31 protein-coding genes are annotated in these 26,435 nt (G+C 64.3%); 3 read left to right on the top strand and 28 right to left on the bottom strand.

Annotation, left to right across the window (positions count from 1 at the left end):
- Position 1: 1 nt before the first annotated feature.
- Positions 2–1,084, top strand: a complete 1,083-nt coding sequence (locus DELCS14_RS30185; RefSeq protein WP_013803573.1) for a beta family protein — start codon at positions 2–4, stop codon at positions 1,082–1,084.
- A gap of 3 nt (positions 1,085–1,087) precedes the next feature.
- Here the strand turns inward: DELCS14_RS30185 and DELCS14_RS30845 are convergent, their stop codons facing one another.
- The 28 genes from DELCS14_RS30845 to DELCS14_RS21605 form a co-directional block, all read right to left on the bottom strand.
- Positions 1,088–1,744, bottom strand: coding sequence for a sce7726 family protein (locus DELCS14_RS30845; RefSeq protein WP_013803572.1), 657 nt, complete (start codon positions 1,742–1,744; stop codon positions 1,088–1,090).
- A gap of 506 nt (positions 1,745–2,250) precedes the next feature.
- Positions 2,251–3,303, bottom strand: a complete 1,053-nt coding sequence (locus DELCS14_RS21735) for a contractile injection system protein, VgrG/Pvc8 family (RefSeq protein ID WP_013803571.1) — start codon at positions 3,301–3,303, stop codon at positions 2,251–2,253.
- Between the two features lie 9 nt (positions 3,304–3,312).
- The gene (locus tag DELCS14_RS21730; RefSeq protein WP_013803570.1) at positions 3,313–3,771 is read right to left on the bottom strand and encodes a phage tail protein; all 459 of its coding nucleotides are present in this window, start codon (positions 3,769–3,771) and stop codon (positions 3,313–3,315) included.
- Positions 3,772–3,782: 11 nt separating this feature from the next.
- Positions 3,783–6,419, bottom strand: a complete 2,637-nt coding sequence (locus tag DELCS14_RS21725; protein ID WP_043796425.1) for a hypothetical protein — start codon at positions 6,417–6,419, stop codon at positions 3,783–3,785.
- A gap of 42 nt (positions 6,420–6,461) precedes the next feature.
- Positions 6,462–6,593 (bottom strand): GpE family phage tail protein, encoded by a 132-nt coding sequence (locus DELCS14_RS21720; RefSeq protein WP_013803568.1) that lies wholly within the window; start codon positions 6,591–6,593, stop codon positions 6,462–6,464.
- Between the two features lie 8 nt (positions 6,594–6,601).
- Positions 6,602–6,952 (bottom strand): phage tail assembly protein, encoded by a 351-nt coding sequence (locus DELCS14_RS21715; RefSeq protein ID WP_013803567.1) that lies wholly within the window; start codon positions 6,950–6,952, stop codon positions 6,602–6,604.
- An 85-nt stretch (positions 6,953–7,037) separates the two neighbouring features.
- On the bottom strand, positions 7,038–7,547 hold the full coding sequence (locus DELCS14_RS21710; RefSeq protein ID WP_013803566.1) for a phage major tail tube protein: 510 nt from the start codon (positions 7,545–7,547) through the stop codon (positions 7,038–7,040).
- A 15-nt stretch (positions 7,548–7,562) separates the two neighbouring features.
- A complete protein-coding gene (locus tag DELCS14_RS21705) occupies positions 7,563–8,759 on the bottom strand; it encodes a phage tail sheath subtilisin-like domain-containing protein (protein ID WP_013803565.1) in 1,197 nt (398 codons plus the stop codon).
- A 170-nt stretch (positions 8,760–8,929) separates the two neighbouring features.
- Positions 8,930–9,355, bottom strand: a complete 426-nt coding sequence (locus DELCS14_RS21700) for a hypothetical protein (protein ID WP_013803564.1) — start codon at positions 9,353–9,355, stop codon at positions 8,930–8,932.
- 1 nt (position 9,356) lies between these two features.
- Positions 9,357–10,211 (bottom strand): hypothetical protein, encoded by an 855-nt coding sequence (locus DELCS14_RS30840; protein WP_013803563.1) that lies wholly within the window; start codon positions 10,209–10,211, stop codon positions 9,357–9,359.
- Positions 10,212–10,276: 65 nt separating this feature from the next.
- Positions 10,277–10,981: a hypothetical protein gene (locus DELCS14_RS21690; protein ID WP_013803562.1), complete on the bottom strand. Its 705-nt coding sequence runs from the start codon at positions 10,979–10,981 to the stop codon at positions 10,277–10,279.
- An 8-nt stretch (positions 10,982–10,989) separates the two neighbouring features.
- The gene (locus DELCS14_RS21685; protein ID WP_013803561.1) at positions 10,990–12,024 is read right to left on the bottom strand and encodes a hypothetical protein; all 1,035 of its coding nucleotides are present in this window, start codon (positions 12,022–12,024) and stop codon (positions 10,990–10,992) included.
- The gene (locus DELCS14_RS21680) at positions 12,014–14,167 is read right to left on the bottom strand and encodes a DUF4815 domain-containing protein (RefSeq protein WP_013803560.1); all 2,154 of its coding nucleotides are present in this window, start codon (positions 14,165–14,167) and stop codon (positions 12,014–12,016) included. Before DELCS14_RS21680 ends, DELCS14_RS21685 begins: the two co-directional genes overlap by 11 nt.
- Before the next feature lie 7 nt (positions 14,168–14,174).
- Positions 14,175–14,663 carry a hypothetical protein gene (locus DELCS14_RS21675; RefSeq protein WP_013803559.1) on the bottom strand — a complete coding sequence of 163 codons (489 nt, stop codon included), beginning with the start codon at positions 14,661–14,663 and terminating at the stop codon, positions 14,175–14,177.
- 3 nt (positions 14,664–14,666) lie between these two features.
- Positions 14,667–15,614, bottom strand: a complete 948-nt coding sequence (locus DELCS14_RS21670) for a phage tail protein (protein WP_013803558.1) — start codon at positions 15,612–15,614, stop codon at positions 14,667–14,669.
- Positions 15,614–16,453 (bottom strand): baseplate J/gp47 family protein, encoded by an 840-nt coding sequence (locus DELCS14_RS21665; RefSeq protein WP_013803557.1) that lies wholly within the window; start codon positions 16,451–16,453, stop codon positions 15,614–15,616. Before DELCS14_RS21665 ends, DELCS14_RS21670 begins: the two co-directional genes overlap by 1 nt.
- Positions 16,450–16,809 carry a GPW/gp25 family protein gene (locus tag DELCS14_RS21660; protein WP_043796881.1) on the bottom strand — a complete coding sequence of 120 codons (360 nt, stop codon included), beginning with the start codon at positions 16,807–16,809 and terminating at the stop codon, positions 16,450–16,452. The genes DELCS14_RS21665 and DELCS14_RS21660 overlap by 4 nt, the downstream gene beginning before the upstream one ends.
- Positions 16,809–17,363: a phage baseplate assembly protein V gene (locus DELCS14_RS21655; RefSeq protein WP_013803555.1), complete on the bottom strand. Its 555-nt coding sequence runs from the start codon at positions 17,361–17,363 to the stop codon at positions 16,809–16,811. The genes DELCS14_RS21660 and DELCS14_RS21655 overlap by 1 nt, the downstream gene beginning before the upstream one ends.
- A 69-nt stretch (positions 17,364–17,432) precedes the next feature.
- Positions 17,433–17,906 carry a phage virion morphogenesis protein gene (locus DELCS14_RS21650; RefSeq protein WP_013803554.1) on the bottom strand — a complete coding sequence of 158 codons (474 nt, stop codon included), beginning with the start codon at positions 17,904–17,906 and terminating at the stop codon, positions 17,433–17,435.
- Positions 17,907–17,908: 2 nt separating this feature from the next.
- A complete protein-coding gene (locus tag DELCS14_RS21645; protein WP_013803553.1) occupies positions 17,909–18,424 on the bottom strand; it encodes a phage tail protein in 516 nt (171 codons plus the stop codon).
- Positions 18,408–18,989, bottom strand: a complete 582-nt coding sequence (locus DELCS14_RS29590) for a DUF2514 family protein (protein WP_013803552.1) — start codon at positions 18,987–18,989, stop codon at positions 18,408–18,410. The genes DELCS14_RS21645 and DELCS14_RS29590 overlap by 17 nt, the downstream gene beginning before the upstream one ends.
- Positions 18,986–19,516, bottom strand: a complete 531-nt coding sequence (locus DELCS14_RS21635) for a lysozyme (protein WP_013803551.1) — start codon at positions 19,514–19,516, stop codon at positions 18,986–18,988. Before DELCS14_RS21635 ends, DELCS14_RS29590 begins: the two co-directional genes overlap by 4 nt.
- Positions 19,513–19,752: a holin gene (locus DELCS14_RS21630; protein WP_013803550.1), complete on the bottom strand. Its 240-nt coding sequence runs from the start codon at positions 19,750–19,752 to the stop codon at positions 19,513–19,515. Before DELCS14_RS21630 ends, DELCS14_RS21635 begins: the two co-directional genes overlap by 4 nt.
- 15 nt (positions 19,753–19,767) lie before the next feature.
- The gene (locus DELCS14_RS21625; RefSeq protein WP_013803549.1) at positions 19,768–19,998 is read right to left on the bottom strand and encodes a tail protein X; all 231 of its coding nucleotides are present in this window, start codon (positions 19,996–19,998) and stop codon (positions 19,768–19,770) included.
- A 1-nt stretch (position 19,999) separates the two neighbouring features.
- Complete coding sequence (locus tag DELCS14_RS21620) at positions 20,000–20,479, bottom strand: head completion/stabilization protein (RefSeq protein WP_013803548.1); 480 nt, start codon at positions 20,477–20,479, stop codon at positions 20,000–20,002.
- Between the two features lie 116 nt (positions 20,480–20,595).
- Positions 20,596–21,300, bottom strand: a complete 705-nt coding sequence (gpM, locus tag DELCS14_RS21615; RefSeq protein ID WP_013803547.1) for a phage terminase small subunit — start codon at positions 21,298–21,300, stop codon at positions 20,596–20,598.
- 54 nt (positions 21,301–21,354) lie between these two features.
- Positions 21,355–22,377 carry a phage major capsid protein, P2 family gene (locus tag DELCS14_RS21610; protein WP_013803546.1) on the bottom strand — a complete coding sequence of 341 codons (1,023 nt, stop codon included), beginning with the start codon at positions 22,375–22,377 and terminating at the stop codon, positions 21,355–21,357.
- Positions 22,378–22,416: 39 nt separating this feature from the next.
- Positions 22,417–23,202 (bottom strand): GPO family capsid scaffolding protein, encoded by a 786-nt coding sequence (locus DELCS14_RS21605; protein ID WP_013803545.1) that lies wholly within the window; start codon positions 23,200–23,202, stop codon positions 22,417–22,419.
- A 142-nt stretch (positions 23,203–23,344) separates the two neighbouring features.
- Here DELCS14_RS21605 and DELCS14_RS21600 point away from each other — a divergent pair, with 142 nt between their 5' ends.
- Positions 23,345–25,273 carry a terminase family protein gene (locus DELCS14_RS21600; protein WP_157158312.1) on the top strand — a complete coding sequence of 643 codons (1,929 nt, stop codon included), beginning with the start codon at positions 23,345–23,347 and terminating at the stop codon, positions 25,271–25,273.
- Positions 25,270–26,367 (top strand): phage portal protein, encoded by a 1,098-nt coding sequence (locus DELCS14_RS21595; RefSeq protein ID WP_013803543.1) that lies wholly within the window; start codon positions 25,270–25,272, stop codon positions 26,365–26,367. The genes DELCS14_RS21600 and DELCS14_RS21595 overlap by 4 nt, the downstream gene beginning before the upstream one ends.
- The last annotated feature ends 68 nt before the right edge of the window (positions 26,368–26,435 follow it).

Below are 26,435 nucleotides of genomic sequence, written 5' to 3'. Positions count from 1 at the left end.
AATGTCTATCAAATTCTCGGAATATGGCTATTATCCTGCGCTAAGAATTCGAGCTGCTGAGCTTGAAGGGCTCGAGAATATAGATTCTGCGCGTCGTGACAAGATTGTTCCTCTGTTGACTCTGGGGCAATGGCGCGGCAGTAGCGACCTATCCACCGGTATGGATAAATGCGTTGCTGCTAATCGAAATAAACCTTTTCTTTTGGACTTGACGACTGATTCTAGAAAAATTGAAGATCAGTGGAATAGTTTGCGCAGCCCGGCAGACAATTTTAAGAATTGGCTTGACTTCTCTCGTGCATACAAGAGTAAAGGCGCAATTCCTGTTGTTTTACTACCGCCAGGGGCGAGAGTGCGCGAAGTCGTTCAGCAGGCTTGTGCGATAGAGGAAGAGTATGGATCTGTGGCCTTTAGAGTTCAGGATTTCGCTGGTCAGACGCCTTTAGTTATCAGCGCTATTAGCTCTTTGAAGGATCCGAATTCCGCTATAGTTTTTATTGACTGCCAGTATATTAGAGATGCCATGGCGGCTTATGTGGCAGCAGCAATATCCACAATTAATAGATTGCGTACTGAGTTTCCTAGGCTGTTGATTAGCGTGTTGTCAACAAGTTTTCCTAGTAGTACGTTGCAGTTTGCTGATGCAATGAAAATGCGTGGGACGATTGGTATGTTGGAGCGTGATTTCCATAGTCGCATAGGCGGAGACCGTGTGGCAATTTACGGCGATCACGGTTCGATTCATGCTGTTGTTTATGATGACGGGCCGGTGGTCATGAAATGGAGCCCGAGAATCGACTTTCCAGAGTACACGTCTTGGTATTTTGAGAGAAGACAATCAACGTCTAACGCTCAGGCATACTCTGAGTGCGCCCGGGCAATTCTTGGAATTTATGGCGTAGCTTACGACATGGAGAATTCGAATATATGGGGTGAGCAGAAGATTGTAGAGGCTGCTCATGGAGACCCATATGGTAAGAGTCCCGCAAAATGGATATCTGTTCGCGTTAATATCCATATTTCACGCCAAATCGACTACAAATCAAGAATTGATCTTCAGATGGATGAAGAGTATGAAGAGTGACGGCTAGTTGATCTGTCGAGGAATTGCTTTGATATTTATGGAAGGCTCATAAAGATCATTGGAAAAGAAAGCATCAATTTTGCCAATTGAATTGACTTGCTTTCTTTTGCTCACTCTCTGCTCAATGCGCGATTCACGTTTGTATTTTAAGAAATTCAGTGTGAATTCGCGTACATCTTTTGTTGATATTAATTTCGCTCTTTCCAGTAGTAAATCTTTTGTTCCATATTTTGGCATGTTGTGAATGGAGAGCAAAATTCTGATCTCATCAACCGGCAGAAAACTTAACCAAATGCTTTGAATTTTTTGTCGAACGTACTTGGCGTGACGAATTATTTTAAAACTGTTGGTTTGAGTGAGCGTCCATATGCCTACTTCTTCTGGCACTTTCTCCTGAACACCCGCGATATGTTTAGGGGCGCAAACAACGGTGACTTGTTCAAACAGTCTTACATAGGTTTTTATTTGACCATCGAGTCGATCCAAACTATCGAATTCACTTTTTATCTCAAACGCGGCCAACTTCCCATTCGCCATAACCAAGTCAGCTCGCCTTGAAAAGTCATCGATGAACATTTCAGAGATGAACGCAGCCTCCTTGCCATGCGGCGATGCTGCCAGCCTGGCTTGCAAAAGTGTCTTGATCGCTTGTTCGTTCATGTTGGTGGGGGCCGTAGTGCTCGGTCGCGGAATCTCGAAGGCGTTGAGCGACTAAGCAAATTTTAGGGGCGTTAGGAGCCGTCCGCTCGAGACACGCAAGGCTGAGGGATTTGTTGCGGCCTGTCTGAGTCGCCTGCAACGCAAGCATTTCCCCCGGGGTCTGCGCCCCCTGTACAGCAGTGCGCGAGGCCCGTATGCGCCCGCCCTGCGCGCTTGAGGGGTGCTGCTGCGGCTGGGCAACGGGCGTGTGTACGGCCGTGCCCCCATGTCCCCCCTCGGCGCGCGGTTGAGTCCCCGCCGCACCTGCGCGCTAAACATGTGGCTTTCGTCGGGGGTGTCGGCACGCTGGCGCGCAAGGCGTGGTGGCGCCTTGCAGCCGATTCGCTGGACCGTTTCGGTGTCGGGAATCGTCGGGAAATGCGCGGTTTTGTCACATGGCGAAATGTGGGCGCGGCACACAAGAAAAATCCCGCGCTGGGCGGGATCTGTGGCTGTGTCGCTGGCGGTCATTTGCTCCAGCGTTTGCCGGGTTGCCGCGTCTTTTCGCCGCCGGCACGCTCCATCTCCATGCGCGTGGTCAGGCCGTTGTCATCCAGGGTGTGCTCCACGGTTTTGCACAGCCACTGCTCGCCGTCGATGTCTTCTTTGAAGCCGCTGACGGTGACGGGCGATTGCACCATGATCGATGGATCGCCGATGGCCAGGGTGATCTCCAGCGTAGCGGCTCCACGCTGCAGGCGCCCGCGTTCGGCTCGCGCCGCAGCCATGGCGTCATCTTCGGTGGCGTAGCTGTCCTTGAGGGTCTTGAGGTTTTCTTCCTCGCCGTCGATGGCAGCCTGGCGGGATGCGCGGCCGTTGTCGTGCCAGTAGGCCCGCACGCCTGTGTATGCATCACGCGCTGCGGTGTGATAGCGGTGGCGGTCCCCGTCCTGGCGGCGGATCTGCACGGCGGCCAGTTGCTTGCCGCTGGCATTTCGCGTGCTGCCGATGGGCAAAAACACCAGGCGCCCCTTCTTGACCGTGGCCACGGCGTCGTGCTGTCGGCCGAGGCGCGTGAGGAAGTGCATATCGCTTTCGTTGGTCTGGTCGATGTGCTGCACGGGCAGGCCGGCCAGGGCGTCGTCCACATTGGCCTGCATGCCGTTGCGCTTGGCGATGTCCCGCACCACGTTGCCCAGCGTGGCGCCGTGCCAGCTATTGCTGGCCCGCTGCCGCAAGGTCTGGCGCATTTCTGCACTGCGGGCGCGCAGCATGATGGTGTCGGGCGCGCCGCTGTGCTCGATCTCATCAATGATGAATTCGCCCTTGTCCCACCAGCCGCCGCCGCGCGTATAGCCGAGCTGCAGCGCCAGGCGGGCGCCCACGGGCGGGAGCGCCAGGCTGTCGCGGGAATCGTCCAGCTCGATGTCCAGCTGGTCGGCCTTCTCGCCGCGGCTTTCGCGCAATGACAGCCGGATGAGTCGGCCGCGCAGGTTTTGGGTGATGTTGCGGCCATCCAGCAGCAGCTGGTAGTCGGGCTTTTGGTAGACGCCCTCGGGGTCTTGCAGATCAATTTCCATGTCCCTGCCTTATTCCATCCACCAATCCCAATCGTCCCATTCTTCGTCTGGCGCGCCATCGCCGCCTGTGCCGCCTGATGGATCTGCCTGGCGGTCATCGACGCGCGCCAGCTGCAGCGTGAATTCGATGCGGCGCGGCAGGCCCTCGCGGATAAACAGGGTGCCGGTTTCCTCCACGGATTCAATGACCCACGCGCCGAACACTTCGCCCGCGCCATTGACCAATGCATAGGCGGCGCCGGTGTCACCCATCTGCCGCAGCTTGTCGATGGTGCGGCGGTTGCCGAAGTGCTCGGGCGCCTGCAGGCCTGAGAGGGTGATGGTTTCGTCACCGGGGCCGAGGAACTGCCGCGCTGGCCTGGCGCCCACGCGGCTATTGCTGGGGTGGCGCCAGGCCGTGCTGCGGCGCAGTTCCTGGTATGCGAGTGTGTCGAGGGCAAAAACGAATTGCCCCAGGGCGGCCATCATGGGCGTTGCTCCTAGTCGATGTCGGCCAGTTGGCTGTAGCGGCGCGATGCTCGGTCACGCTCGCGCCGGTCCAGTTCTGCGGAAACCGCGCGGGCGATGGCCTGCGCGTCCTGGCCCGGGGCAGCGTTGATGGTGATGCTGATGGGGCCGCCGGCCGCCCCCGGCGCGGCACCGCTGGCCATGGGAGTGGATGCTGCAGCGCCCATGGGCGCCATGGTGATGCCGGCCAGGCCAACGGCCGCCACGCGCGCCAGCGCCTGGCCACGCTCGATGCCCAGCGCCGCGCCCTCGCTGATGTGCTCGCCGTAGCGCATGAACACGCGCGACGGGGATTGGATTTGCATGGGCTCGGTGAACCAGAGCTTCACGCTCTCGGCCATGCCGCCCATCACTTCCTTGACCATGGCCACCTTGGCGCGCACGCCGTCCACCAGTCCGTCCACCAGATTGCCGCCAGCGGTGAAGAGGTGGTCCTTCCATCCGCCAATCTTCTGGACGAGCGCTTCATACCCCTCTTCAATTCCCCGCCACCACTGCCTGCCTGCGTCGGCCAGCACGTCGCATATGGCCAGGAAGTTGGTTTTCAGCCAGTCCCAATTGCGCCAGATGAGATAGGCCGCGCCGGCAATCAGCGATATTGCGATGCCCAGTGGTGATGTCAGCAGGAACCGGCCCACGATCAAGGCCGCCTGTCCAATCCACAGCAACGCACGGCCGGCCGCTCCAGCGGCCCAGACCAATGCCGTGCGGATGATTCCCGCTACCCATGCCAGGCCACGCCCCACAGCAGAAACCCAAGGCGCCATCCTGGCCATGGCGCCGGTCATCATTGACCAGATCCGAGCCAGCAGCCTGCCACCGACTGCAGCTGCCGTAGCTCCGCCGAACATGCGGGCAAACAGGAAGCGCACCAGGGCGCCTTTGGCCAGCAGCAGGCCCAGGGGGATAAGCAGGGCCGTCAGGACGGCACCGATGCCCAGAAATGCGGCCCCCGTGTACATCACCGCCTTGGTCAGACCTGGGTGCGCCTGGGCGAAGTTGGACACGGCCTCAGTCACCGCTGTGACCTTCTCCAGCAGTTGGACGTACAGGGGAAGGGCGGCCTCGCCCATGCGCAGATAGAGGTCGTCGCGGCGCTTTTCGAGGTCGATTTCCTTGCCGCGCGGCCCTTCCTTGACCATGCCGTGAAGCGTGTCCACGTTGGCCGCGCGCTCGTTCAGCGCATAGCTCTTGTTGATCATGGAACGCTGCTGGAACATCGTGGCGAACAGGCCGGCCGCATTGCGGTTGGAAAAGATGCCGCCGATGGCGTCCAGCACTTCTTTCTCGCTCTTGATGCCCTTGGCATTGAGCGCCGGCACCAGCACGGTTTCCAGCCACTCGAATTGACTGCGCTGGAACACATCGGAGCCCTTGAGTGCCCCAACGCCGAGCTGGGCAATCTGGCCCACCTTGTCGTGCTTGACCTTTGACGGGTCGGCGATCAGGCCCAGCGTATCCAGCATGTTGGCCGCCCGCTTGGTGGTACGGCCCTGGTACAGGTTCTGGTACGCGGACATCATGCCCGTGCCCACGCGGTCGCCGCCCATTTCCTGCACCAGCGGCTCCAGGCGGTAGAAGAATTCCTTCTCGCTGATGCCCTTGGCGGCCACGCCGCCGGTCTTGATGAGGTTGAGCCAGTCTTCGGCGCCGACCCGGCCGCCTGTGGCTGTCAGCACCTGCTGCACCAGGTTGCCGTTGCGCTCGAAGTCCTCGCGGTTGTTGGCGCCGTTGCGCATTTCGATGACCTTGAGCATGTCCATGAACTTGCGCTCGTTGTCAGCGGCATGCTCGCCCCCGAAGGCGGCCTCGTTCGCAAACTTCATCTTGGCCAGGAAGGGGAGCGCATCCTTGGCATGGTCGAAGTCATTGAAGACGGTCACGGCATCGCGCATCAGCGCCATGTTGTCCGTGGTGCTGGTGCCGTAACTCTTGAAGTTGCGCGCGTAGTCGATGGCCTTGCCGGCGTCTTCGCCTTCCAGGCCCAGGGCGCGGATGCGGATGGCTTCGCCGGCCGCCGTGCGGCTTTGCCCCATCAGGCCGGTGGCCGCATGGGCGGCGCGGCTGGTGGCGTAGTAGCTGCCCATGCCGGCCGCCGCCATGCCGGCGCCCCGGGCTGCCATGCGGCCAGCGCGTTGCCGGGCATCGGTCAGCGCCTGCAGGCGCGTCTTCTGTGCAGCCATGGCGGCCGTGGTGCGCTCCATGTCGGCACGCAAACTGCGTTCCTTGGCGGCCAGGCCCGTGGTGGACATTCCTGCCTGGCCCATGCGGTCGCGCAGCCCCTGCAATGCGGCCTGCTGCTGGGCGAATCGGTCCTTCAGTTCGCGCGCCCTGGCCTGGGCCTGGGCCATCTGGCGCGACATCGCTGCCGTCACGTTGCCGGCCGCTGCATGCTCTGCCGCGAGTGCACGCACCTTGGCGCGCTGCGCGGCCAGTTCGCCGGTGAGGGTGGCGGATGCCTTGTGCGCGTTGCGGAAATTCTTGATGAGGCCCTGCTGGGCCTCCAGCTGCTTGTAGTTGTCGCGCAGGGTCTTGAGCGCGCGCGACGTGGCCGAGCTGCCAGAAACCACGCGCCGCAGCGGCCCGGTCACGCGGTCCACCGCGCTCATGATGACTTCTAGGCGGAGCCTGTCCACGGCGTTCTCCTGCTGCTATTTCTTTGGGGTCGCGTGCACTTCGTTCCAACGCTTGACGGCGCGCTCTCGCCAGTCGATCAGTTCATCCATCTCCATGGCATACATGGCAGAGGGCGGCCAGTGGAACGCCATGGCCAGGTCGGTCATGTAGTCCTCTACACGCTCGCTTGATCCCTGGCCGATGCAGGCAGCAAAAAATTCACCAGCTCCGTTCCGACCTGCAGGACATCGGAAATGTCCATGTCCTTGACTTCATGGGGAACGATGCTGGGATGCGTCACACGGGGCAGCACCTTGACGATGGCATCGGTGTTCATCTGCATGAGATCCACCAGAGAGACGCCGCGCAGGTCGCCTGTCTGCGGCTTGATGATCTGGATTTTTGCCAGGTCGCCACCTTCGCGCTTGATGGGGGTTTCCAGCGTCACGGTGACGCAAGGGCGTCCGCCCACGGTGTTTTGTGCCGCAGCTTGCGGCTTGTCGGTAGCTTCGGTCTTGCCTGTCATGTTGTGTTCCCCGCGTGAATGTCAAAAAGGAGCGGGCGGGCCGGGTTGGGCGGCGCCGCCCGCAGGTGGTTGCCCGGTTGTGGGGTCAGATGCCCAGATCGGCGCGCACGCTGGCCATGAGATCCTGGCCGTCCACGATGCAGACCATGTTCACAATGTCGATCTCGAAAAGCACGCGGCCGCCCACGGTCAGCTTGTAGTAGCTGAGCGCATACGTGTAGTTCTGCTCGGTCATGTCGCCGGCCTTCTGGCTGCCGTTGTCCAGCTTGGCCAGCCGGCCGCGCATGATGGCCTCGCAGGCCTGTGAACCTTCGGAGTCGTCGCGCGCAAGGGAGCCAGCAAAGCGCAGCATCACGGCATCGTGGCGGCGCGAGCCCCATTTGGCGGAGAGGCCATCGAGGAAACCGGCGCCCTTGATCTCGGCTTCCATCTTTTCCTGGCCCATGTCCAGGGCGATCTCGCCATCCATGCCGCCGGCTCGGTAGTCCTCCAGCTTGCGGGACAGCTCGGGCAGCTTCACCTCGGGGACTTCGCCGCGATAGCTCACGCCGTCCACGAACAATGCGAAGTTGATCAATTTGCGTGGCAGTGCCATGTTTTGCTCCTGTGCTTACAAGCCGACGGAAATGCGGTTTGCGAAATCGAGGTAGTACTTGTCCGTGATGCGCTGGCGGAATCCCAGGTCTTCCAGCGGTGGCACCGGCGTGTAGTCGTAGTCGATGACCAGCTTTCCGGTCTTGAGCGTTTCCGTGCTGTTGACCGTCTCGTCATACCAGCACTCACCGCCCAGGATGTAGCCCTGCGCGCGCAGTGTGCGAAACCGCGAGTTGATGCCCTCGATGATGTCCCGCACCATTGATGGATGCATGGGCTTGTCGGTGTACTCGAAATGCCCTTCCACCATGGTGTCCGCAAGGATGTGCGCCGTGCGGGTTGCAGTCTCGAATGAAAAGTTTTGCTCGGTGCTGCAGGTTCGGTTGCCCCAGAAGCGGTAGCCTTGTTGATTGATCAGCGTTGTGACCTTTCCGGCATTGAGCAGGTCTGCATCGGTGTCGGTGCCTTGCAAGTCCCAGTACACGCTTTTGCTGATTCCGGTGGGGCCGTTGAGCGGGACATTGGACAGGCTCTTGTGCCACCCCTGCTCTTCATCGATTCGCGCGCGTAGTCCGAGCGCGTATGCGGTAGCGGGGGTAACGATGCCCTTGTTTTCGACCGTGCTCCAGCGCGTGTAGTCGGGCCAGATGATCATGGTTTCGCGCTTGCCGAAACTGTTCTGGTAGAGCAGGGCAGAGCTCACGTCTTCACACTCCCAAGCCGTGGCATAGACCATGCCGCGCAGCTTTTCACCGATGGCCGTCAAGGCCTCCGCCACAGGCTTTGCATCCAGACCAGGCGCCCCCAGAATGCGCGGCTTCACGCCCAGGTTTGCCTGGGCATCCAGCAGGGCCTGGGCGCCCGTGCGCTTGCCGTTCCGGTAGTCTCCCACGGCCTTGCTGATCTGGTCGGCCTGGCGTTCCTCTTCGGTGTCGCCTTCACCATCGGCGACGCGCACGATGATCATTGCAGGACGGCACTGCTGTTCGATGGCTTCCAGCGACGGGGCCAGCGTTCCCTTGGTGCCGGCTTTCTCCAGCGCGCGCCGAATATCTGTGACCAGCACAGGGGTGTCGAGTGGAAAAAATTCTGCGTCCGCATCGTTGGCCGTGGCAACCATGCCGATCACGGCCGTGGAGACGATGCGCAACGCTGTTGTGCCTGCGGTCAATTCCGTGACGCGCACGCCATGGTGAAAGCTTGCTGTGGCCATTGTTTGAGCCCCTGGGTTTGTTGCTGGTGCGCGGCTCGCGCGAGATGAGCCTATGGTGCTCGGCACCAGCCGCAATAGCCAGAAATGGCCGCTGTCGCTGGGCGTGCGACACAAAGACAAAGCCCGCCGAGTGGCGGGCTTGCGGTGGTGGTGCGGGTGGCGCGGCCAGGTCAGGCCGGCAGCTCGTCAGGGCGCGGCGGCGTGTCCGTGATCTGCAGCGCGCGGCCGTCTGCGATCAGGCCCACGGTTTCCAGCAGCTGCACGCCGGCCGCCACGTCCGGGTCGTCAAGGTCGATGAAGCTGGCCAGCTCCTGGTCCTTCAACGTGCTGCGCAGCTGGGCGGCCTGCTGGCGTTCGCCGCTGGTGGCATCAGCGCGGTCCACGGCGGCCCATTCGATGGCGGCGCGCTCGGCGCCGGTGAAGCGGCGACGAAAGGCCAGCGGGGTGATATGGCGGTGGATCTGCGGCGCGGGCGCGGGCAGCTCCTGCTGCTCGGCCAGGCGCCAGGCGCCCGGGTAATGCTGCTGTGCGAAGTCTTCGGAGGCCCGGATGGTGTCCACGACTTGGCCGGTTTTGAGGATTTCGATGATGGGCATTTCAAACTCCCTTGTCCGCGAAGAATTTCAGGAACGCATAGCCGTCGCCGCCTGAGCCCGCCCCTGCGCCCGCGCCGCCGCCGCCGCCCAGACCGCCAGATCCGCCGAAGCCATTGCCTGCCGAAGCGCCACCGCCACCGCCATTGCCTCCTCTCCCGGCTGCGAGGTTCCCACTGCTGCCAGCTCCCCCGCCACCGTTGCCGCCTGGGTAACCTTGGCCGCCAGATTGGGCGCCTCCGCCGCCGCCAAAGAAGCTGATGCCCCATTCCAGGTCCGACGCATCGAAGAAAGTGCCACCGTTGATAGTGAGCGCTCCCGTGGCATCCGCATTGTTGGGCATCACGCCGCCGCCACCAAACCCTGCACCTGGCCCCGATGTTCCGCCGCCGCCGCTGCCATTGATGGCCGCCGAGGTGGTTGCATCCCCACCCTTGGCCATGATGTCCACGCCCGCGCCACCGGTGGCACCTCCGACAAGCATGCCGGGCCTTACGCTTGCCGCTCCCATATCCCAGTTGGCCGAAGGTGCCGGCCCAGCGGGCAGGACTATGGCGCCCGCGCTGGCGAGTGCGTACCGCCCACCCGGTCCGCCATATGCCACGTAGCTGACGCCTGCCACGGTGATGGTGGTATTCCCTCCGGCGCCTCCATTCTGGTTTGCCACTGCGACTGCGCCTGCCGCGCCCACGGCCACCACCACCAGGTCGCCGGCGCGCACGCGCAGACGCTTGGCGCCCCAGCTGCCGGCAAATCCGCCCGTCACGGTATTGGTCGTGCCGCTTCGCGCCGCTCCAGCGCCACCTGCGCCCATGGCCCGGATCTCAAGGATGCCGTTGGCAGGGGCCTTCCACGTCATCGACCCAAAGCAGGTAATGGGCAAACATGGCCCCATTGCTCGCGTGCCCGCCAAGTCACTGGCCCTCATAGATCCCCCCCCGTGTCGTTCCCCATAGCCAGCAGCCACAGGTTGTCGCCGGCATACACGAGCCTGATGTGCCAGCAGTTGTAATCAAGGATCAGGTCATCCTTGCGGCGGTTGATTTCGTGCAGCGGGTTGGCGCGCACGATGGTGATCAGCCCCAGGCGCCACAGACCCCAGGGGTCCAGCAGCACGATGGTGTCGCCCCGGTCGGGGGCGGCGGGCAGGGCGCGGCTGTAGGCGGCGTCGGCCTTGAGCAGATAGGCCACGCCGGGCTGCAGGGCCTGGCCATTGGTTGCGCTGTCCGCGTAGCCGTGGCGCAGCCGGTCCAGCAGCGTTTGCCCGGCCTGCGCCTGCGCCGGGTTGCTGGCCTGCAGCACGGATTGAAGGTCCACGGACTTGTCGGCAATGTCTTGGGCCAGCTGCGCAATCCGAAGGGCCTGTTGCAGCAGGACTTGCGCCGTTTGCTGCTGCAGCTGGTCGATGGTTTGCCCGGTGGACTGCGCCAGGGCCTGCAGGGCTTCCTGGCTCGCGCTGGCCTCAATGGCCTGGCCCATGTCGTGGGCCACTTGGTCAATCATGCCTAGCGCCTCGCGCAGCCGGGGGTTGTCCACCTCCAGGGTGTTGCCGGGGTGCGGCAGGGGCAGGCCCAGGTGGGGCGTGTCCTCGAAGACGGGCGGCAGGTCTTGCACGGTATCGTCAGCCATGGTCCCTCCTACAGCACCACGGCGCGCAGGTTGTCCACCAGGGGGCGGGCGGTAGTGGTGCCCGTCAGCGTGAGGCGCAGGCGCAGGCTGGCCACGTTGATGCCCTGCAGCCGGTGCGTGAGTTCGATGGTGCCGGCCGTCTGCGGGCTGCTGGACAGATAGGGCACCTCGGTCCACTGCTCGCTGGCACCCAGCTGCGCATGCACGGCCACGGCCGCTCCGGCCGGGATGGTGCCCTCGAAGATCACGCGCAGCTCGGTGCCGCCCGCAGTGGCGATGGCGGGCGTGATGTAGGTGCCCGACTGCAGCAGGCTGCCCACGGCCAGCAGGGTGGCAGGGGCCAGCACGGCGCCCATGCCCGACTCACCCACGCGCAGCGTGGCTTTGACGCGCACGGTGCCGGTGTGCGGCTCATCCAGGCGCACGGGCTGGCCCGCGTCGGCCTCGATGGTGCGCTGCACGGTGCCACCCGCGCCCAGCAGTTCGATGGCGTAGGTGATGCGCGCCGTGGGGTCGGGCTGCTCGGCGCCGGCATTGATGAGCAGCAGCGTGGCGTTTTCCACGTCCTGCGCGCCGACTTCCACGGTCTTGACTGTGGCTGGGTATTGGGCCTCGAACAGATCAAAGCGCAGCACGCGGTTGGTGTGGCGCGTGACGATGCCCGAGGCATTGATTTCCAGCAGCTGGCCTACTTCGGCCGGCGCGGCCGTGACCCAGCCCGTGCCGTCCTGGCGGGCATCGCCCACCTGGGCCACAGCCAGAGCCGTATCGGTGTCGGCGGCTGACACGCACAGCGCGTAGCTGGTGCCCGCCTGCAGCTGGACCAGGGCCGGCCAGGTCACGCGCGTGGTCGTGCCATCGGTCTTGATCTGCGGCACCTCCAGGCGCTGCTCACGCAGGGCCTGGCCCGGCAGACCCGCATCGTTCAGAGCGGTCAGTGCGATCAGCGCCGGGCCGCCGCATGCCGTGAATTGCAGATCCAGCGCGGCGCATTGCTGGGAGCGCGTGGGCGTGATGATTTGGGTGATGGTGCTATACGACATAGGTAACGGTGTCAAAGCCGGCAAAAATTGCGCCGTAATAGTTCGATCCCAAGACGTCAAGTTTTAGATTGAGGGTCGCGCTGCCCACGTATTGCGCGCGGCCTGTGGTGCCGTGCTCGCCCCTGAACTCGACGGATTTGGCGCCCACCGGAACGCCTTCGGGAACCGTGAATGTCCCTTCCAGCACGCCGGCCGCGTTGGCCACCAGCCCCGCACCTGCCAGCGGGTGGGCCGTGATGGGCTGGCCATCGAAATGCATGCTTTGCAAGGCCTCCAGCGCGCGGAATCCGGCCAACGCGAATTGCACTTCGATAGGACGCAGGGTGATACCACTCAGATCCAGCAAATCCTTGTCGATCTGTTTTCGGTACTGCTCCCTGAACTCCTCGCCAGTAATGCCAAGGGGACGGTAGAAACGCACCAACTTGGGATATTTGAGGGCCTCAGGAACCTCCCAGCGGTCCACGCTGGGCACCAGCTCAACGCTGGCCGGCAGTGCACCCGCCGTGGCCTGCGCATTGATCCTCATGGCACGACTGGTAGCCGTCTGGCCCATGGTCTTGGCCAGCGTGTACTCCAGGCTGTGGACGGTCTTGCCATCGCCCAACATGTAGGCGTTGTCGGCCTCGTACAGCTGCAGCGCGCCGCCCGCCACCATGGCGGTCTGCTGCAGACCCTGGTCGCGCATGCTGTCATCGATCATGGGATCTGCGAAATAGCCTTTTTTCAGGCCGCTGTAGCGGCCTGCGGTGTCGGTGGCCAGGCGCAGCTCGGCCAGGTCCAGCTCGATGCGGTCCATGCGATCGCGGTAGGCCACCAGGGTCTGCATGGGCACCAAGCGCACGCTGTCCGGTTCGGTGCGGCGCGTGTCGGGCTCCCAGGTCTGGTAGATGCTGCCCAGGGCCAGCACGTTGCCCGGCACATCAGGCGGCACGGGCTGCCATGTCGCCGGGATGCCCTTGACCACGTTGATGCCCCCATCGCCACCCATCACGATGCGGTCAATGCGGCGCAGCGCATAGCGGTAGTCCACGAGGATCAGCGTTGCAGGCAGCGCGCCCTGCACGTCAAAGCCGCGCGTGGTCTGGTTCTGCGCAGGCTCGGTGCTGATGTAGTCATAGCTCACGCTATAGGTGCTGCCCGGCGTGGGTTCGGCGCCGGCCGGGCTCCAGTCGATCTGCCCGGCCGTCAGCTTGTAGTCCACGTCCTTGGTGTACGTGGTTCCGCCCTGTGTGACGCTGTTGATCTGCACCACGCTGGCGTCGGGCAGCGGGTCGGCAGCGCCGACGAAACTGCCGTGCACCACCTGGGCCGACTTGCGGCGCGTGATGCGCAGGGTGGCCTGCTCCAGCACGGGCCAGCGGTCGAATGCCACATGCTGCAGCGCATCCGTGCTGCTGCTGTGGGGCTCACTGTTGACCTGGGCCATGTTGGCCTTGGCTTCATAGACGAGGCGCCGGTCGGCAGGCACTTCGATGGCCACGCCGCCCACACGCGCGGCGCCGGCCGTGATGGCGTAGACCTGGCGGCCCTGGTCATCGTCTGGCAGCGGCAGCGTCTGCAGGCCGCGCACGACGTAGGTGCCGCCCGTGCTGTCGCGGTCATATCCTTCTATGGCCTTGGTGACGGCGTTGAGCTGGGGCGCGGGCTCGCGCGGCTTGACGATGCCATCTTCAACAGTCCAGATGGGGAAGAAGTCTCCTGCGCCCTGGCCCTGCAGGCCCCAGGCGACGGACACCTGCAGGCGGTCGGCCCCGGGCTCGCCGTAGCCGCTGGTCCCCACGGCGGGGTTGTACAGGGTCGGGTCTTGCTCGGCCGTGACGATGCGCGTGGCGTAGTGCACGCCGATGTAGACGGTGCCCTGCACGGCGATCTGCAGCGCGGCGGCGGCCACGTCATGCACGGCGCCGTTCAGGTAGATGCTGCCGGCTTCCAGTTGGCAGGCGCCGGTTTCTGCATTGACACTGCAGCGCGCGCCGGCCGTGATGTCGCCATCGGCAAACAGCACATCGGCCACGCGGCGCAGGGCATAGCGGGCCTGGGCCTGCATTTCGTTGGGCTCTGCAGACTGCGCCACGCGGTCGGCGTGAAAGATGTGCTGCGTGTAGCCCTTGGCGGGGTCGTGTCGGTTGTAGCTGGTCATGCGCGGCTCACAGTGGGATCACGATTTCTTCGGTGGCCTTGGTCGTGCCGCTGCGCAGGACCGGCGAGCGGTATTCCAGGCAGTACACGGTGCCGGGGTTCTCGACCTCGGCAGGCGTCAGGTAGCGCTGGCCGGGCGGCACGCTGGCCTTGGCAACCGTGCCAAAGAACACGCCGCACTCGCGCACGGTTTCGCCCTGGGCATCTCCAAAGCCGAACGTGGTGCGCAGCAGCAGAAAGGGCGTGGGCACCGGGCTGGTCTTGTAGTAGACCTGGCCGGGCATCTCGATATCGTGGTCCTGGGCGGTGCCTGGAACGGCATAGCCCACATCCACCACGGCGCGGCGGCCGATTTCGTCCTGCAGCGCGGTGCGGTTGGATGGGTTGGCAGGTGGCGCGGTCCACGCTCCATCGCCACGGCCCCATGCGATGTGCACGGCCATGGCCGCCAGGGATTTGGCCAGCGCAATGCGGCCGGCGTCTTGCAGTGTTTGCATGGGCTATTCCTCGGATTCGGTGGTCTTGCTGTGGATGTTGGATTGCTGCCAGCGGTCGCTGTCCCAGCGGCCCGTCCAGCCCCGGGCCGGGGCCATGCGGGGCTGGCAGGCAGCGGCCGCCAGGTGGTGGGCGGCGCCAGGCCACTGGCCCGGCCGCGTGCCTGCGCTGGCGGCCCAGGCTTCGCCGTTGGTGGTCCATGGCTGATGCTGGGCGCGCTGCGGCGCCAGGCCCGTGGTGGACTGCAGCTGCCCGCCTGTGGCCAGGCGCTGCATGCGGCCGTCCCAGCGCCACACATCCAGGCGCAGCTGGTCGGCACGGCGCATGCGGCCACTGGTGTGCAGGTGGTTCGCGCTGCGCAGGGGCGTGAGCTTGGGCGCCTGGGCCTGGGACTGGTTGATGCGGCCTTGGCTACCGATAACGGGCGGCTCACCCTCGCCCACGTCCACGGGCGTGCCGCTGTCGTTGTCCCAGAGGGCGCCGTCCAGCTTGGGCGCGCGGTCCCAGCGCAGGGCGCGCAAATCGAAGCGGTAGAACACCCGGTAGAAATGGACGTGCAGCGGGATGCTGGCCCGCACCACATGGGCCATGCGCGCGATATCGGCATTGCTGACTTCGCGGCCCGGGTTGATGTGCAGGCGGGCGCCGTCCTCTTCCAGGGTCACGGCCAGGTAGCCCTGCCATGCCAGCGCGCGGCGCACGGCGGCGGCGCTGCCACGCTCGCGCAGCCAGGGCAGGCCCTTGGCCAGCAGCTCGCGCGGATCGGAAAAATACCGCTCGAATTGCCCCAGCTGCCACTGCTGTGCCAGCCAGGGCAGCAGGGCCGGGTGCTGGGCGGTGCTGGCCGGCTCGGCCGCGTCGGCCATGGTGCCCCAGTCGCGCGGCAGCGTGGTGTCTATCACGCGCTCCAGGCTGGTGGATGCCGGGGGCAGGATGCTGCGGCGCGCGTCCATCAGGCCACCCCTGCGTCGATCAGGTCCACGGCGCCCAGGGCCGGGAATTCGCCGGCAGCGATGGGCGTGATGGGCGCGGGCCGCGTGTTGTCCGGGTAGTCCACGGCGTGCACGCCATCGACGTGCAGCAGCGTGGTGATGTAGCTGCGCGCCACGCTGCCGTCCAGGCTGGCCATGCCGGCAAAGGCCGCCTGCAGGCGCGCCTGCAGCTGCTGCAGCAGGCCGGCCGGCGCGGTGCGCGTGCGGGTGATGCGGGCGGTGATGTCGATGGTGCGTGGCACGGCCACGGCCACATTGACGGGCACGCCCAGCATGCGGGCGTTGTCGGCGTTCAGGGCCTCGGACACCAGCTGCCGCACGGTCTGGGCCTGCGCCTGGTCGGTGACCCACAGCATGACGAGCACGCTGCCCGGCGCGGCCTGGCTGGCCCGCACGGCGCGAACCAGGGGCGATGCCGTGAGGGCGTGGAATTCGTAGTGCTCGCGCGTGCCCTGGCCGGCCAGTGCGGCAATGCGCAGCTGCAGCCGGGTGCGCAGGCGGTCGTCGGTTTCGCCATCCTGGCGGGTCACGCCGTACTGCGCGGCCAGGTGGTCGAGGTCGCCGCCCGTGGCAAAGGCCAGCAGGTGGGCGCGGGCGGCATCGTTGACGCGGGCGCGGTACAGCAGTTCCCGGTAGGCGCAGGCTTCCAGCAGCTTGACGATGGGATCGGATTCGAGCGCGAGGACTTCGGCCAGCTCGGGCGCGCGGGCCAGTATGTCGGCCTTGAGGTCGGCCAGTATCTGCTCGAAGTCCAGCGGCTCGATGATCTGCGGGGCGGGGAGGGTGGCCAGGTCGGTCATGTGCCCCCCGTTGTGCCTATATCCACGGTCAGGCTCAGCGGCTTTGCGTGGCGGGCATAGTCGGTAAGCAGCGCGCCATCAATGACCAGTTGGGCGCGGCCTGGTGCTTTGGTATCCCGCACAATGCGCAGCCGACTGATGGACAGCCTTGGCTCCCAGCGCATCAGGGCCGAAGCAATAGCCGCATACATCCGGGCTTCGGTTTGCAGATGGTCGGGCTGGTCGATCAGCATCGGCAGCAGCGATCCGTAAGAGCGCCGCGCAATCCTGCTTCCGATGGGCGTGCTCAGGATGTCGCCTATGGACTGCACCAGGTGTTCTACAAGGCCGATGCGCCGGCCGGTAGTTCGGCTCATCATTGCGGCCCCTCCGTGGTGCTGAATCCCTTGGTGACTCCTCCATGGACGTGATGCACCAGACTTATCCCGGCTGCAAGCACATCTGGACTGGCCTCTACCGTCGGGCCTATGTTGAGCCACGCGGCCGCTGTGCTGATGCGGACGCTCTCGCGGGAAATGGTCACTGATGCCGGCCCGATGCAGAGTTTCAACGTCCCGTTCTCGTAGCGGATGAAATCTGTGTTGTCTTTGTTGAGCTTGATGTGCGCCGCGCCATCACTCGGCTGCGCCATCGCTTCGCTGTACAGGCCCAGCAGGGCCACGCCCTGGCCCATGTCGCCGCCCACGCTCAGCACCAGACCCTGCTCGCCGACCTCCGGCGCCCAGAAGGTTGAACCCTGCGTGCCGGCGCGCAGGCACTGCACCTGCAGCCAGTCGGTGGTGTTGTCTCCGCAGCGCATGCGCACGCTCAGCGGCTTGGCGCGGACCTCGGCCACGGTTCCACGGCGCACCAGATTCTCCAGGCGCCGCGTCAGCTCGTAGGGGCTCTCTTGCTGCGGTGTTTCGGTCATGCGGCCATCGTGCCGCCGCGCACGCGCGAAGCCCAGCAGCGCGTGCTGTGGCTGCCGACATGACAGAAATCAGGGGTGCAGGTGTCGCAGGATGAGGTCGCGCAGCAGGTCGGCGTCTTCTGCGGGGATGCCCAGCAGCTGCCGTTCTGGGTAGTCGTACATGGGGCCGTTCTTGGCCACGCGGTCCTGCTCGCCGTAATGATGGACGCGGGCGATGCGATCTGCACGGCCTGCGAATTGCACAACGGCCGCATCGCCCTGGGCCTTGGCCTTGAGCCAACGCTGCATGCGCAGCTTGGCGAACAAGGGGCGGCGGGCTTTGGCGCGGGCGCGGATCTGGGCGCGCTTGTTTCGCAGGCCGTCGCCCTGGGTCTTGCGGGGTTCCCATTTCTCGCCGTCCGGCGTCTGCTGGCCGGACATGCGCTGGCTGTTGCGGGCGCGCAGCTGTCGCGCCAGGTCCAGCAGCAGGCGGCGGCGCGCTGCCGGCGCAAGCTTGGCCAGCAGCGACTCGGCCCACAGTTCAAGCGCGCGCATATCCGCCATGGCTACATCTCAAACCGCGTGCGTTCCGGCGGGGCGTCGATGTCCCATTCGCACAGCTTCTGATCCTTGAGGTACAGCTCCCAATGCTCGGCCACGCAGTTGCCGCCCGGGTGGCATGGCTCCTTAGGGTGCGTCGCGCTGTAGCGCGTGGGGTGGTCCGGGTCCGGTTTGACTATGACGGCTTCGCGCAGCGGCACGCGGATGCCGACATCTGCGGCGGTGTCGTTGAGCTGCTCGACATCGAAGAGCAGCGCCTTCTGGCGTTTCTCCGCGTTGTCCAGGGCGTCGGACTGGTTGACGCGCAGCCAGGCCACCAGGGGCACGAACAGGGCATCGGCGTGCCCGGCATAGTCCAGCACGGTGATTTCTGCCGTGTACAGGTATTCATAGGACAGGCTATCCGCCCCCGTTGCCAGCACCTGGCCGCCGATCGCCCGCACGATGAGGTTCTCCGGGTTCTCGGCCAGCTTCGGCACAGCCTGCAGGATGAGGCGGCGCAGGCTATCGAGTTTCCACATGCTGGTGCTCCTGCGCCACGGCCTGCGGGCCTGCGTTGATGCGCTGTGCTACCGCGTCGAATGCGCGCTCGCAGGCGGCGCCTCTGGCGCGGGCATGGTCAGCTGTTGACGCCAGGATTCCCGCTCGCTCATCAGCGCGGCCGAGCACGTCGGCAAGCACTCCGATGGCGTCGGCAGTTGCCTCGCGCTCTGCGGCAGTGGCGGCACTTCGGGCCATGCTTTGGAAATCACGGGTGCGCTGTTCAAGGAGCCTGTCGCTGCGCAGCCGGCCAGCGCGTTCAGCATCAGCAACGCGGCCCAGGGCCTCATTTTCTTCACGGGCTTTCCTTTCCTGTTCTTCCATCGTCTGCCGGGTCTGCCTGTCATAGCGGCCCACGGCCTCGATGTAGCGTGTGATTTCGGTCTGGGCCTTTGCTGTCTTCTCCGCCAGGCCCTTCAATGTTTGCGCGTGCTGGGCCTTGAGGTGGCTGACGCGCAGCTGCTGCACGCTCAGGGCAGCCGCCACAGCAACCAGTGCCCCAGCCCACAGCACAGCGGATTGAATCACTCCGCGTTGACGGTTCATAGGGCCTCCAGGCACATCGCCATTTCGCGCCCTCTGCGCAGCTCCAGGCCGCGCAGGCGAATGCCTGCGGCAGTGACCCACGCCGGCAGTTGCTCGCACGCGGCGCGCACATCGCCGGCCTGCAGGCGCAGCAGCATGGTGGAATGCCGGCCGCTCTTGAGCCACACAAAGCCGTCTTTGCTGCCGGCCTGCCCTGGCCCCACGTTGTAGATGAAGCTCAGGAAGGCGGCCAGGGTCTGGTCGGGCATGCCGTTGCGCACATGGGCAGGCACCCAGCGCTCGAAGACTTCCCAGGCCTCCTGTATGCCCTGTCGGGTCAGCAGGTCGCATTCGGCCTGCGTGGCGCGGTCGCCCATCTGCACGCCACGGGTCCAGCCTTCGCAGATTGTGGGAATGCCGATGGGGTCGCGGTATGCGCCCAGCCTGCGGCCTTCCTCCACGGGCAGGAACTGAACCAGCAGACCAGCCACCCCCACGGCCACCGCCGAGGCTCCTGCAGCAATCTTGATGTTGCTGGGCCACTTCATAGGATCGTCTCCGCGCCGGCTTCGTTTTCCAGCCAGGCGGTGAGCGCGCGTTCTTCGCGCCGGTCCTTGCGCCATTGCCAATACTGGCCCAGCAGCAGACCCACCACGCCGACGATGATGCCCACGATGACGCCGATTTCGGAAATCGTCAGACCGCCGACCACGGCGCTGATGGCGCCACCGTAGGTTGCCGTCTTGCTGCCGATGATGGCGACTTTCTCGATGCTGTCTGCCACTGTTTTCTCCCTCTCTCAGTCCCACAGGTAAACGCGCTGGCGGGTCGGTGCCGGCGCGGTGACGAGGCGCACAAGGTGCCCCTCTGGCAAGTCGTCTGCAATCCGTCCCAGACCCGGATTGGCGGCCAGGGTGGCCTCCACGTTTCCGCCTGTGGCACCCAGATGGCGCCATACGAGTCCGTCCAGCGTGTCATGCGCGTGCGCGCGCACAGCGAGCCCCTGCTGCATGTTTTCGGGTGTGGCCATCTCAGATCAGCTCCACGATGGTTCGCCGCCGGCCGCGCAAGTCAGCGATGGCGTTGCGCAGGTTCCGCTGGAATGTGTCCACGCGGATCTCCAGGCGGGACAGCACACGCCCTTCTTTTCCCTCTCCGTTCGGCAGGGTGTCCAGATCGCGGTAGGCCTCGGCCAGCTCGGCCTGCACATGGCTTTGCACGGCCCGCAGGAACTGCGCAGGCTTGACGCTCTTGCCGTCCACCTGGCGCGCTGGCACCTTGTCCAGGGCGTCATGGCCGGCGGCCTCCTGCTCGGCCCGCCAGGCCTCCAGCTGCCCGGTGATATCGGCCACTGCCAGCACCACGGCCTGGCGCAGTCGCTCGGGGGTCACGGTCGCGTCAAAGCGGCATTCCTTGAGCATGCGGTCGGCGTCCACATCGGGCCACCAGCCATCGCCGGCAACGGTGCCCGTTGGCCTCTGGTTCGGTGGGTTGACGTTGGATACAAACATGCAGGCTCCGGTGTTGAGGTGTGGCGGTGGCCCAGGGCGTTGGACGGTGCTGTGTCAGCTGTCCTTGCCCTGGGGCCGCCACGGGCGCGGGGTACGCTCGGTTTCGGCGGTTGGAGCTATGCCTCTTTCTTGAGGCGGCGCTCCAGCCGCTCGATGTCTTTTTTCACGCCGGTACGGGTGTCCAGCTCGAAGGCGCGCTTGAGCAGCGGCATGGCCTTGCGGCATGCGGTGATGGGACGGGACTCCATGTCCACATCGCTGCTCGATGTCTTGCCCAGCAGCGCCCAGCCGGCGGCCTTGTAGAGCTTGGCGCGGGCCTGGTCGTGTGCATCCAGGCCATCGGTCATGGCGATGACCTCGGCCGTGATGCGCACTGCATCCTTGCCGGCCAGCCGGCCCGCCATCACGGCCTCACCTACCTCATCGATCACGATGGTCTGCACGGGCCGCTCGAATCTGTCGGGCATCTTGAGCCCGTGCTCCAGCGCGTATTTGGCGAGCGCCAGGCCTCGGTCATACATCCCTGCATCCAGGCTCCACAGCAGGACCGTGGCCAGCACGTCGTCCTGCACGCCTGGCGCGGCCTGCAGTACCGCGTCGATGTAGTCGTCAAACTCGGGCAGCATGGTGCGCTTCATCTCGGCGCGCCGCTCCAGGCTCTGCACGTCCTTCAGGCGCAGGCGGAACTGGTGCAGCTGCGTCAGCTGCATTTCATAGGCCGAGCCTGTGGCCTCGCCGTGCGCGCCGGCATCGGCCGCCTGCTGTGCCTGCTTGGCCGCCAGCACGCGCAAGCGGTGCCGCTGGGCTGGTGATTGGTTCATGGGTTCCCCGCTGGTGTGGCGCCGGCCCGTTCAGAGCCGGCGCGCTGGCTGCTATCAGGCTTCGGGCTCGATCTCGATGTTTTCGATCAGCACGGCCTTGCCCAGGTCTTCGATGACGAATGCATCGTTGGAGCTTTCGTAGGTCTCCACGCGGTCGCGCTTCGGGTTGTCCAGAATCGACCGGCGGCGCCCGCCTTCCTGGTAGTAGATGGACAGGTTGGACCAGCTGGTGATCAGGATGGCATTGGGACGGAAGAACGGCACGGCGTTGGCCGCCAGGCGCCCCAGCCGGGCCTGGCTCGCAACGATGCTGGCGGCCAGGATCTCGGTGGGCGCCTTCTGCCCATCGACCAGCGGGAACAGCTTGTCGTGCATCAGGTCGCGGCCTGTGATCGCCACCAGATCCGCGGCTTCGGCATGCCAGGGGTCCAGCAGCGTTTTGTAGGCGTCGTAGACCAGACCATCGAGGGTCTTGAAGTCATTGCCCGCACTGTGGCCGACCTTGACCTTTCCGCTGCCTTGAACGACTTCATGCAGCACACGTTCGGGCGCTGTATTGCGCAGCTGCTGCAGCCAGCCGATGTTCACATCCTGCAGCAGCGGGTTGGCTACCAGGTCGGTGTCTGCGGCCACGCTGATGCCGTTCCAGCCCACCATGATGCGATCCAGGGCGCAGCGTTCGTAGATGCTGCGGGACAGGCGCGGCTGGAAGTCCTTGAACTTCGCCCACATGTCCAGGGTCTGGTAGCGCGTGTGGGTGTCGTAGTTGGTCTTTTCGCAGCGGTATTTCGTGCCGTCGATGGCCTTCACATCGCGGGTCTGGCGGTCCTTGGTTTGGGTGTTGGTGCGGCTGGCAATCGGCCCGGTCACGCCCAGGTAGAGCTTTTCGCCTTCCATTTCCGTGACCGGCACGATGTTGATGCGCTTGAGCAGCTCGCTGGACTCTTGGATCTTGGTTTCCAGGCGCTGCTGCACGCTGGGCTCAATGGCGAACTTCTCGGCGGCGCTTTCAACGCCATTGAGCTGGGCCTGGTCCTTCAAGAACTGGTTGTATTGCTGGCGGGTGAGCTTTTGCATGTCGGTTTCCTCGGTCTGGTGTAGTGGGCTGGCCAGGGGTCAGCAGTCGGCCTTCTCGTAGCCGGCGCCACCGGTGTTCAGCGGTCGCTTGTTGGGGTTGCTGTCGGTTTTCTCTACCTTCTCGCGGAACTCGGCGAAGGCCTCCAGGTGTTCCTCCAGCTTCTTGCGCAGGTCTTGCTGCTCGGTGCCGAACTTGGACACCTTGCCGTCCAGCGCTTCCATGGCGTTGCCGGCCTCCTGCATGGCCTCGGTCATTTCCGCCGCGAATTTCTCGCCGGTTTCCTGGCGGCCGGACAGGCGCTTGAACTTGGCCAGCAGCTTGGAAACCACTCCATCGCGGGCCGGGCCTGCCTCGGGCTCGTCATCGCCGTAGTCCAGCTCGGTCTCGATGAATTCCGTAAAGAGCTTCTTGCCGTCCTTGGCCGAGAACGAAAGTGCTTCACAGCCGGTACTGGCCGGGCTGTCGGTCACGGCCAGGCCCATCAGATAGGCCTCGCCCTTGCCTTGGAAGTTGGGCTCCACCTCAATGGAGCTGTAAATCTTCTTGCCCTGGCGGTTCATGGCCACCAGCGATTCCAGCGGCTTGATGCTTGCGAACAGGGCCAGCAGGCCGTCCTCGACCTCGCGGGCCTCGACTTCCAGCACGTCGCCCTGGGCGCTGAATGGGCTGTCATGCCACATGCTGCGCTGGTGCTCCACCCAGACCCGCGCGCCGTACTTGGCGCGGCTGTAGGTGTTGGCAATCTGTTCGATCCATTCGCGTTTGATTTCGCGCCCATCCACCGTCTTGCCTTCGGTGGCGACCCGGAAAAATTTCTTGCTCATAGCGTGCAGCCAGTGGTGAGAGTTGATCTGGTGCCTATGTTCTTTCGGTGCAAGTTTTGTAGCAATCAGCGCGCTCTGTGGCTAGGCGAGTGACAGTTTTTGCATGCTGCTTTTCGCGCGCGCGCGGGACAAACTCCCAGTCATGCCCAGCACTGCAAAACGCGCCAGGCCGGCGCCGCATCGCGCAGCGGCATCGGCCAAGAAAGCGCCCACCAAGACCGCCGCGAAGAAGCCCACCAAGCAGGCCGACAACCCTCTGCCCTTCGGCCTCGATGGCCTGCCCACAGCGGCGGGCTCAGGTTTGCCGGCTGGCCCGTCCAGTCCCGTGGACGGCGGCGCCGGGGTGCGCCGCGAAGCGAGGGCACTGTTCTGGATGAGCTGGAAGTTCACGCACATCGCCGAGCGCCTGGGCGTGCCGCGCACCACGTTGATCGGCTGGGCGCGCGCTGATGGCTGGGAAGAGGCCAAGCCCGTGGACCGCGTGGCCGGCACGCTGGAGTCGCGCCTGGTGTCGCTCATCAACAAGGATCAGAAGACGGGCGGCGACTTCAAGGAAATCGACCTGCTCACGCGGCAGATGGAGCGCCTGGCGCGTATCGACAAGTATGGGCAGACGGGCCGCGAAAGTGACCTGAATCCCAACATCGAGCTGCGCAATGCCGGGCCGAAGAAGAAGCCGGAAAAGAACGCCATCACGCCCGAGCAGGTGGACGTGCTTTGCAAAGCCTTCCTCGATTCGCTGTTTGACTACCAGCGCACCTGGTGGGGCGCAGCCATGGAGCGCACCCGGCAGATCCTCAAGAGCCGGCAGATCGGCGCCACCTGGTACTTTGCGCGCGAGGCGCTGATTGATGCGCTCCAGACGGGGCGCAATCAGATTTTCCTGTCGGCCAGCAAGAACCAGGCCCATGTGTTCCGCAACTACATCATCGCTTTCGTCAAGAAAGAGATTGGTGTCACGCTCACAGGCGATCCCATCATCTTGCCCAATGGGGCCGAGCTGATTTTCCTGGGCACCAACTCGCGCACGGCCCAGAGCTACCACGGCAATCTGTACTTCGATGAATATTTCTGGACCACGAATTTCACCGAGCTGAACAACGTGGCCAGCGGCATGTCGTCGCACAAGCAGTGGCGCCTGACTTATTTCAGCACTCCCTCCAGCCTGCAGCATGAGGCCTACGCGCTGTGGAACGGCTCGCACATCACCGACCGCAAGCTGGACATCGACCTGCGCCATGAGCACCTGGCCAATGGCTTTCGAGGCGCGGACGGCATCTGGCGCCACATCGTCACGGTCGAGGATGCCGAGCGCGGCGGCTGTACCTTGTTCGACATCGAGAACCTGCGCTCCACCAAGGCCGCCACTGTCTTCGCCAATCTGTACCTGTGCCAGTTCATGGATGACGCGCTGGCCGTGTTTCCGCTGTCGCTGCTCCAGCGCGGCATGGTGGACCCCTGGGAGGCATGGAAGGACTTCAAGGCCTTCACACAGCGGCCCTTTGGGCACAAAGGCGTCTGGGTTGGATATGACCCCAGCCATACCGGCGACAAGTCCGCGCTGGTGGTCCTGGCGCCGCCTGAAAAGCCCGGTGGCAAGTTCCGCATCCTGTACCGCAAGCAGATGCACAAGATGGAGTACGAGGACCAGGCGGCGGAAATCCAGCGCATCTGCCAGCAGTTCAACGTCGAGAAGATGACCATCGACACAACCGGCATGGGGCAGGGCGTCTACCAGCTTGTGCGCAAGTTCTTTCCCGCCGTGCGCGGCCTGCGCTACAGCCTCGAAGCCAAGATCCTGCTGGTGCTCAAGGCCCAGACCGTGCTGCGCGCCGGCCGGCTGGAGTTCGACCAGGACGACAAGGAAATGGCCGCCAGCTTCATGTCGGTCAAGCAGGAGATGACGCCCACGGGCCGCTCCATCACCTACAGCAGCGGCCGTTCGGAGCAGACCGGCCACGGTGATCTGGCGTGGGCAACCATGAATGCGCTTTCCAACGAACCACTGGAGCAGGGGACCGAGTTCGCCGGCTCCACGCTCTCGCAATCCTTTGTGGAGATATCCGAATGACCGAAGCCACCCAGGCCAGCGCAGCGCCCGGCAATGATGCTGCCGCCGAATCCGCGCCCGCAGGCCCCGCGCGCTCTGTGATGTTCACCTTTGGCGATCCTGAGCCAGTGGTGGGCGGTCGCGCTTCCATCCTCGAATACATCGAGTGCATGGATAACGGCCGCTGGTATGAGCCGCCTGTCAGCTTTGCTGATCTGGCGCGCATGCTGCGCGTCGGTGCTCATCATGAGTCCGCCATCCGCTTCAAGGTCAACGTGTTGACCAGCACGCTGATGCCGTCGCCCTATCTTTCGCCCGGCGCCTTCCAGGCCTTCGCTCTGGACTACCTCACGCTGGGCAATGGCTATCTGGAAAGCCGGCGCAATCTGGTGGGGGACTTGCTGCGGCTGGAGCACACGCTTGGCAAGTACACGCGGCGCGGCAAAGAGGCCGGGCAATATTTCCAGATCAGCGATTTTCAGAACGAGCACGAATTCCCGGCTGGCCAGGTCTTCCACCTGCGGGAGCCCGACATTCATCAGGAGGTATACGGCCTGCCGCAGTACCTGGGCGCCGTGCAGTCGGCCCTGCTCAACGAGGCGGCCACGCTGTTCCGGCGGCGCTACTACGCCAACGGATCGCACGCTGGCTTCATCCTCTACGTGACCGACCCCGCCCAGCATGAGGAAGATATCGAGGCAATGCGCGATCAGCTCATCAAGTCCAAGGGCGTGGGCAACTTCAAGAACCTTTTCTACTACGCGCCCAACGGCAAGGCCGATGGCATCAAGCTGATTCCCATCAGCGAGGTGGCGGCTAAAGACGAATTCGTGAACATCAAGGCCAGCAGCAGGGATGACGTGCTGGCCGCGCATCGGGTTCCGCCCCAGCTGATGGGCATGGCACCGAACAACGTGGGCGGTTTCGGGGATGTGGAGAAGGCCGCGAAGGTGTTCGCTCGCAACGAAATCCGGCCGCTGCAGTCGCGCATCAAGGATGAGCTGAATGCCTGGGCGGGCAAGCCTGTATGCAGCTTCCGACCCTACTCCCTTGAAGACGAGGATGAGGGCGCCGCCACTTGGGTGCCAACATCGAAAACACCAAAGGCAACATAGGCGGCCTTTTGAATGAGCGTAGCTTTTGGCGTAACTTTTTATTGAAGTGGTGCCATTTTCATTGGAGA

Source organism: Delftia sp. Cs1-4, from assembly GCF_000214395.1.
Classification (GTDB): domain Bacteria; phylum Pseudomonadota; class Gammaproteobacteria; order Burkholderiales; family Burkholderiaceae_C; genus Comamonas; species Comamonas acidovorans.
The sequence above is the reverse complement of the archived record's forward strand: the minus strand, read 5'-3'. Positions and strand labels throughout refer to the sequence as shown.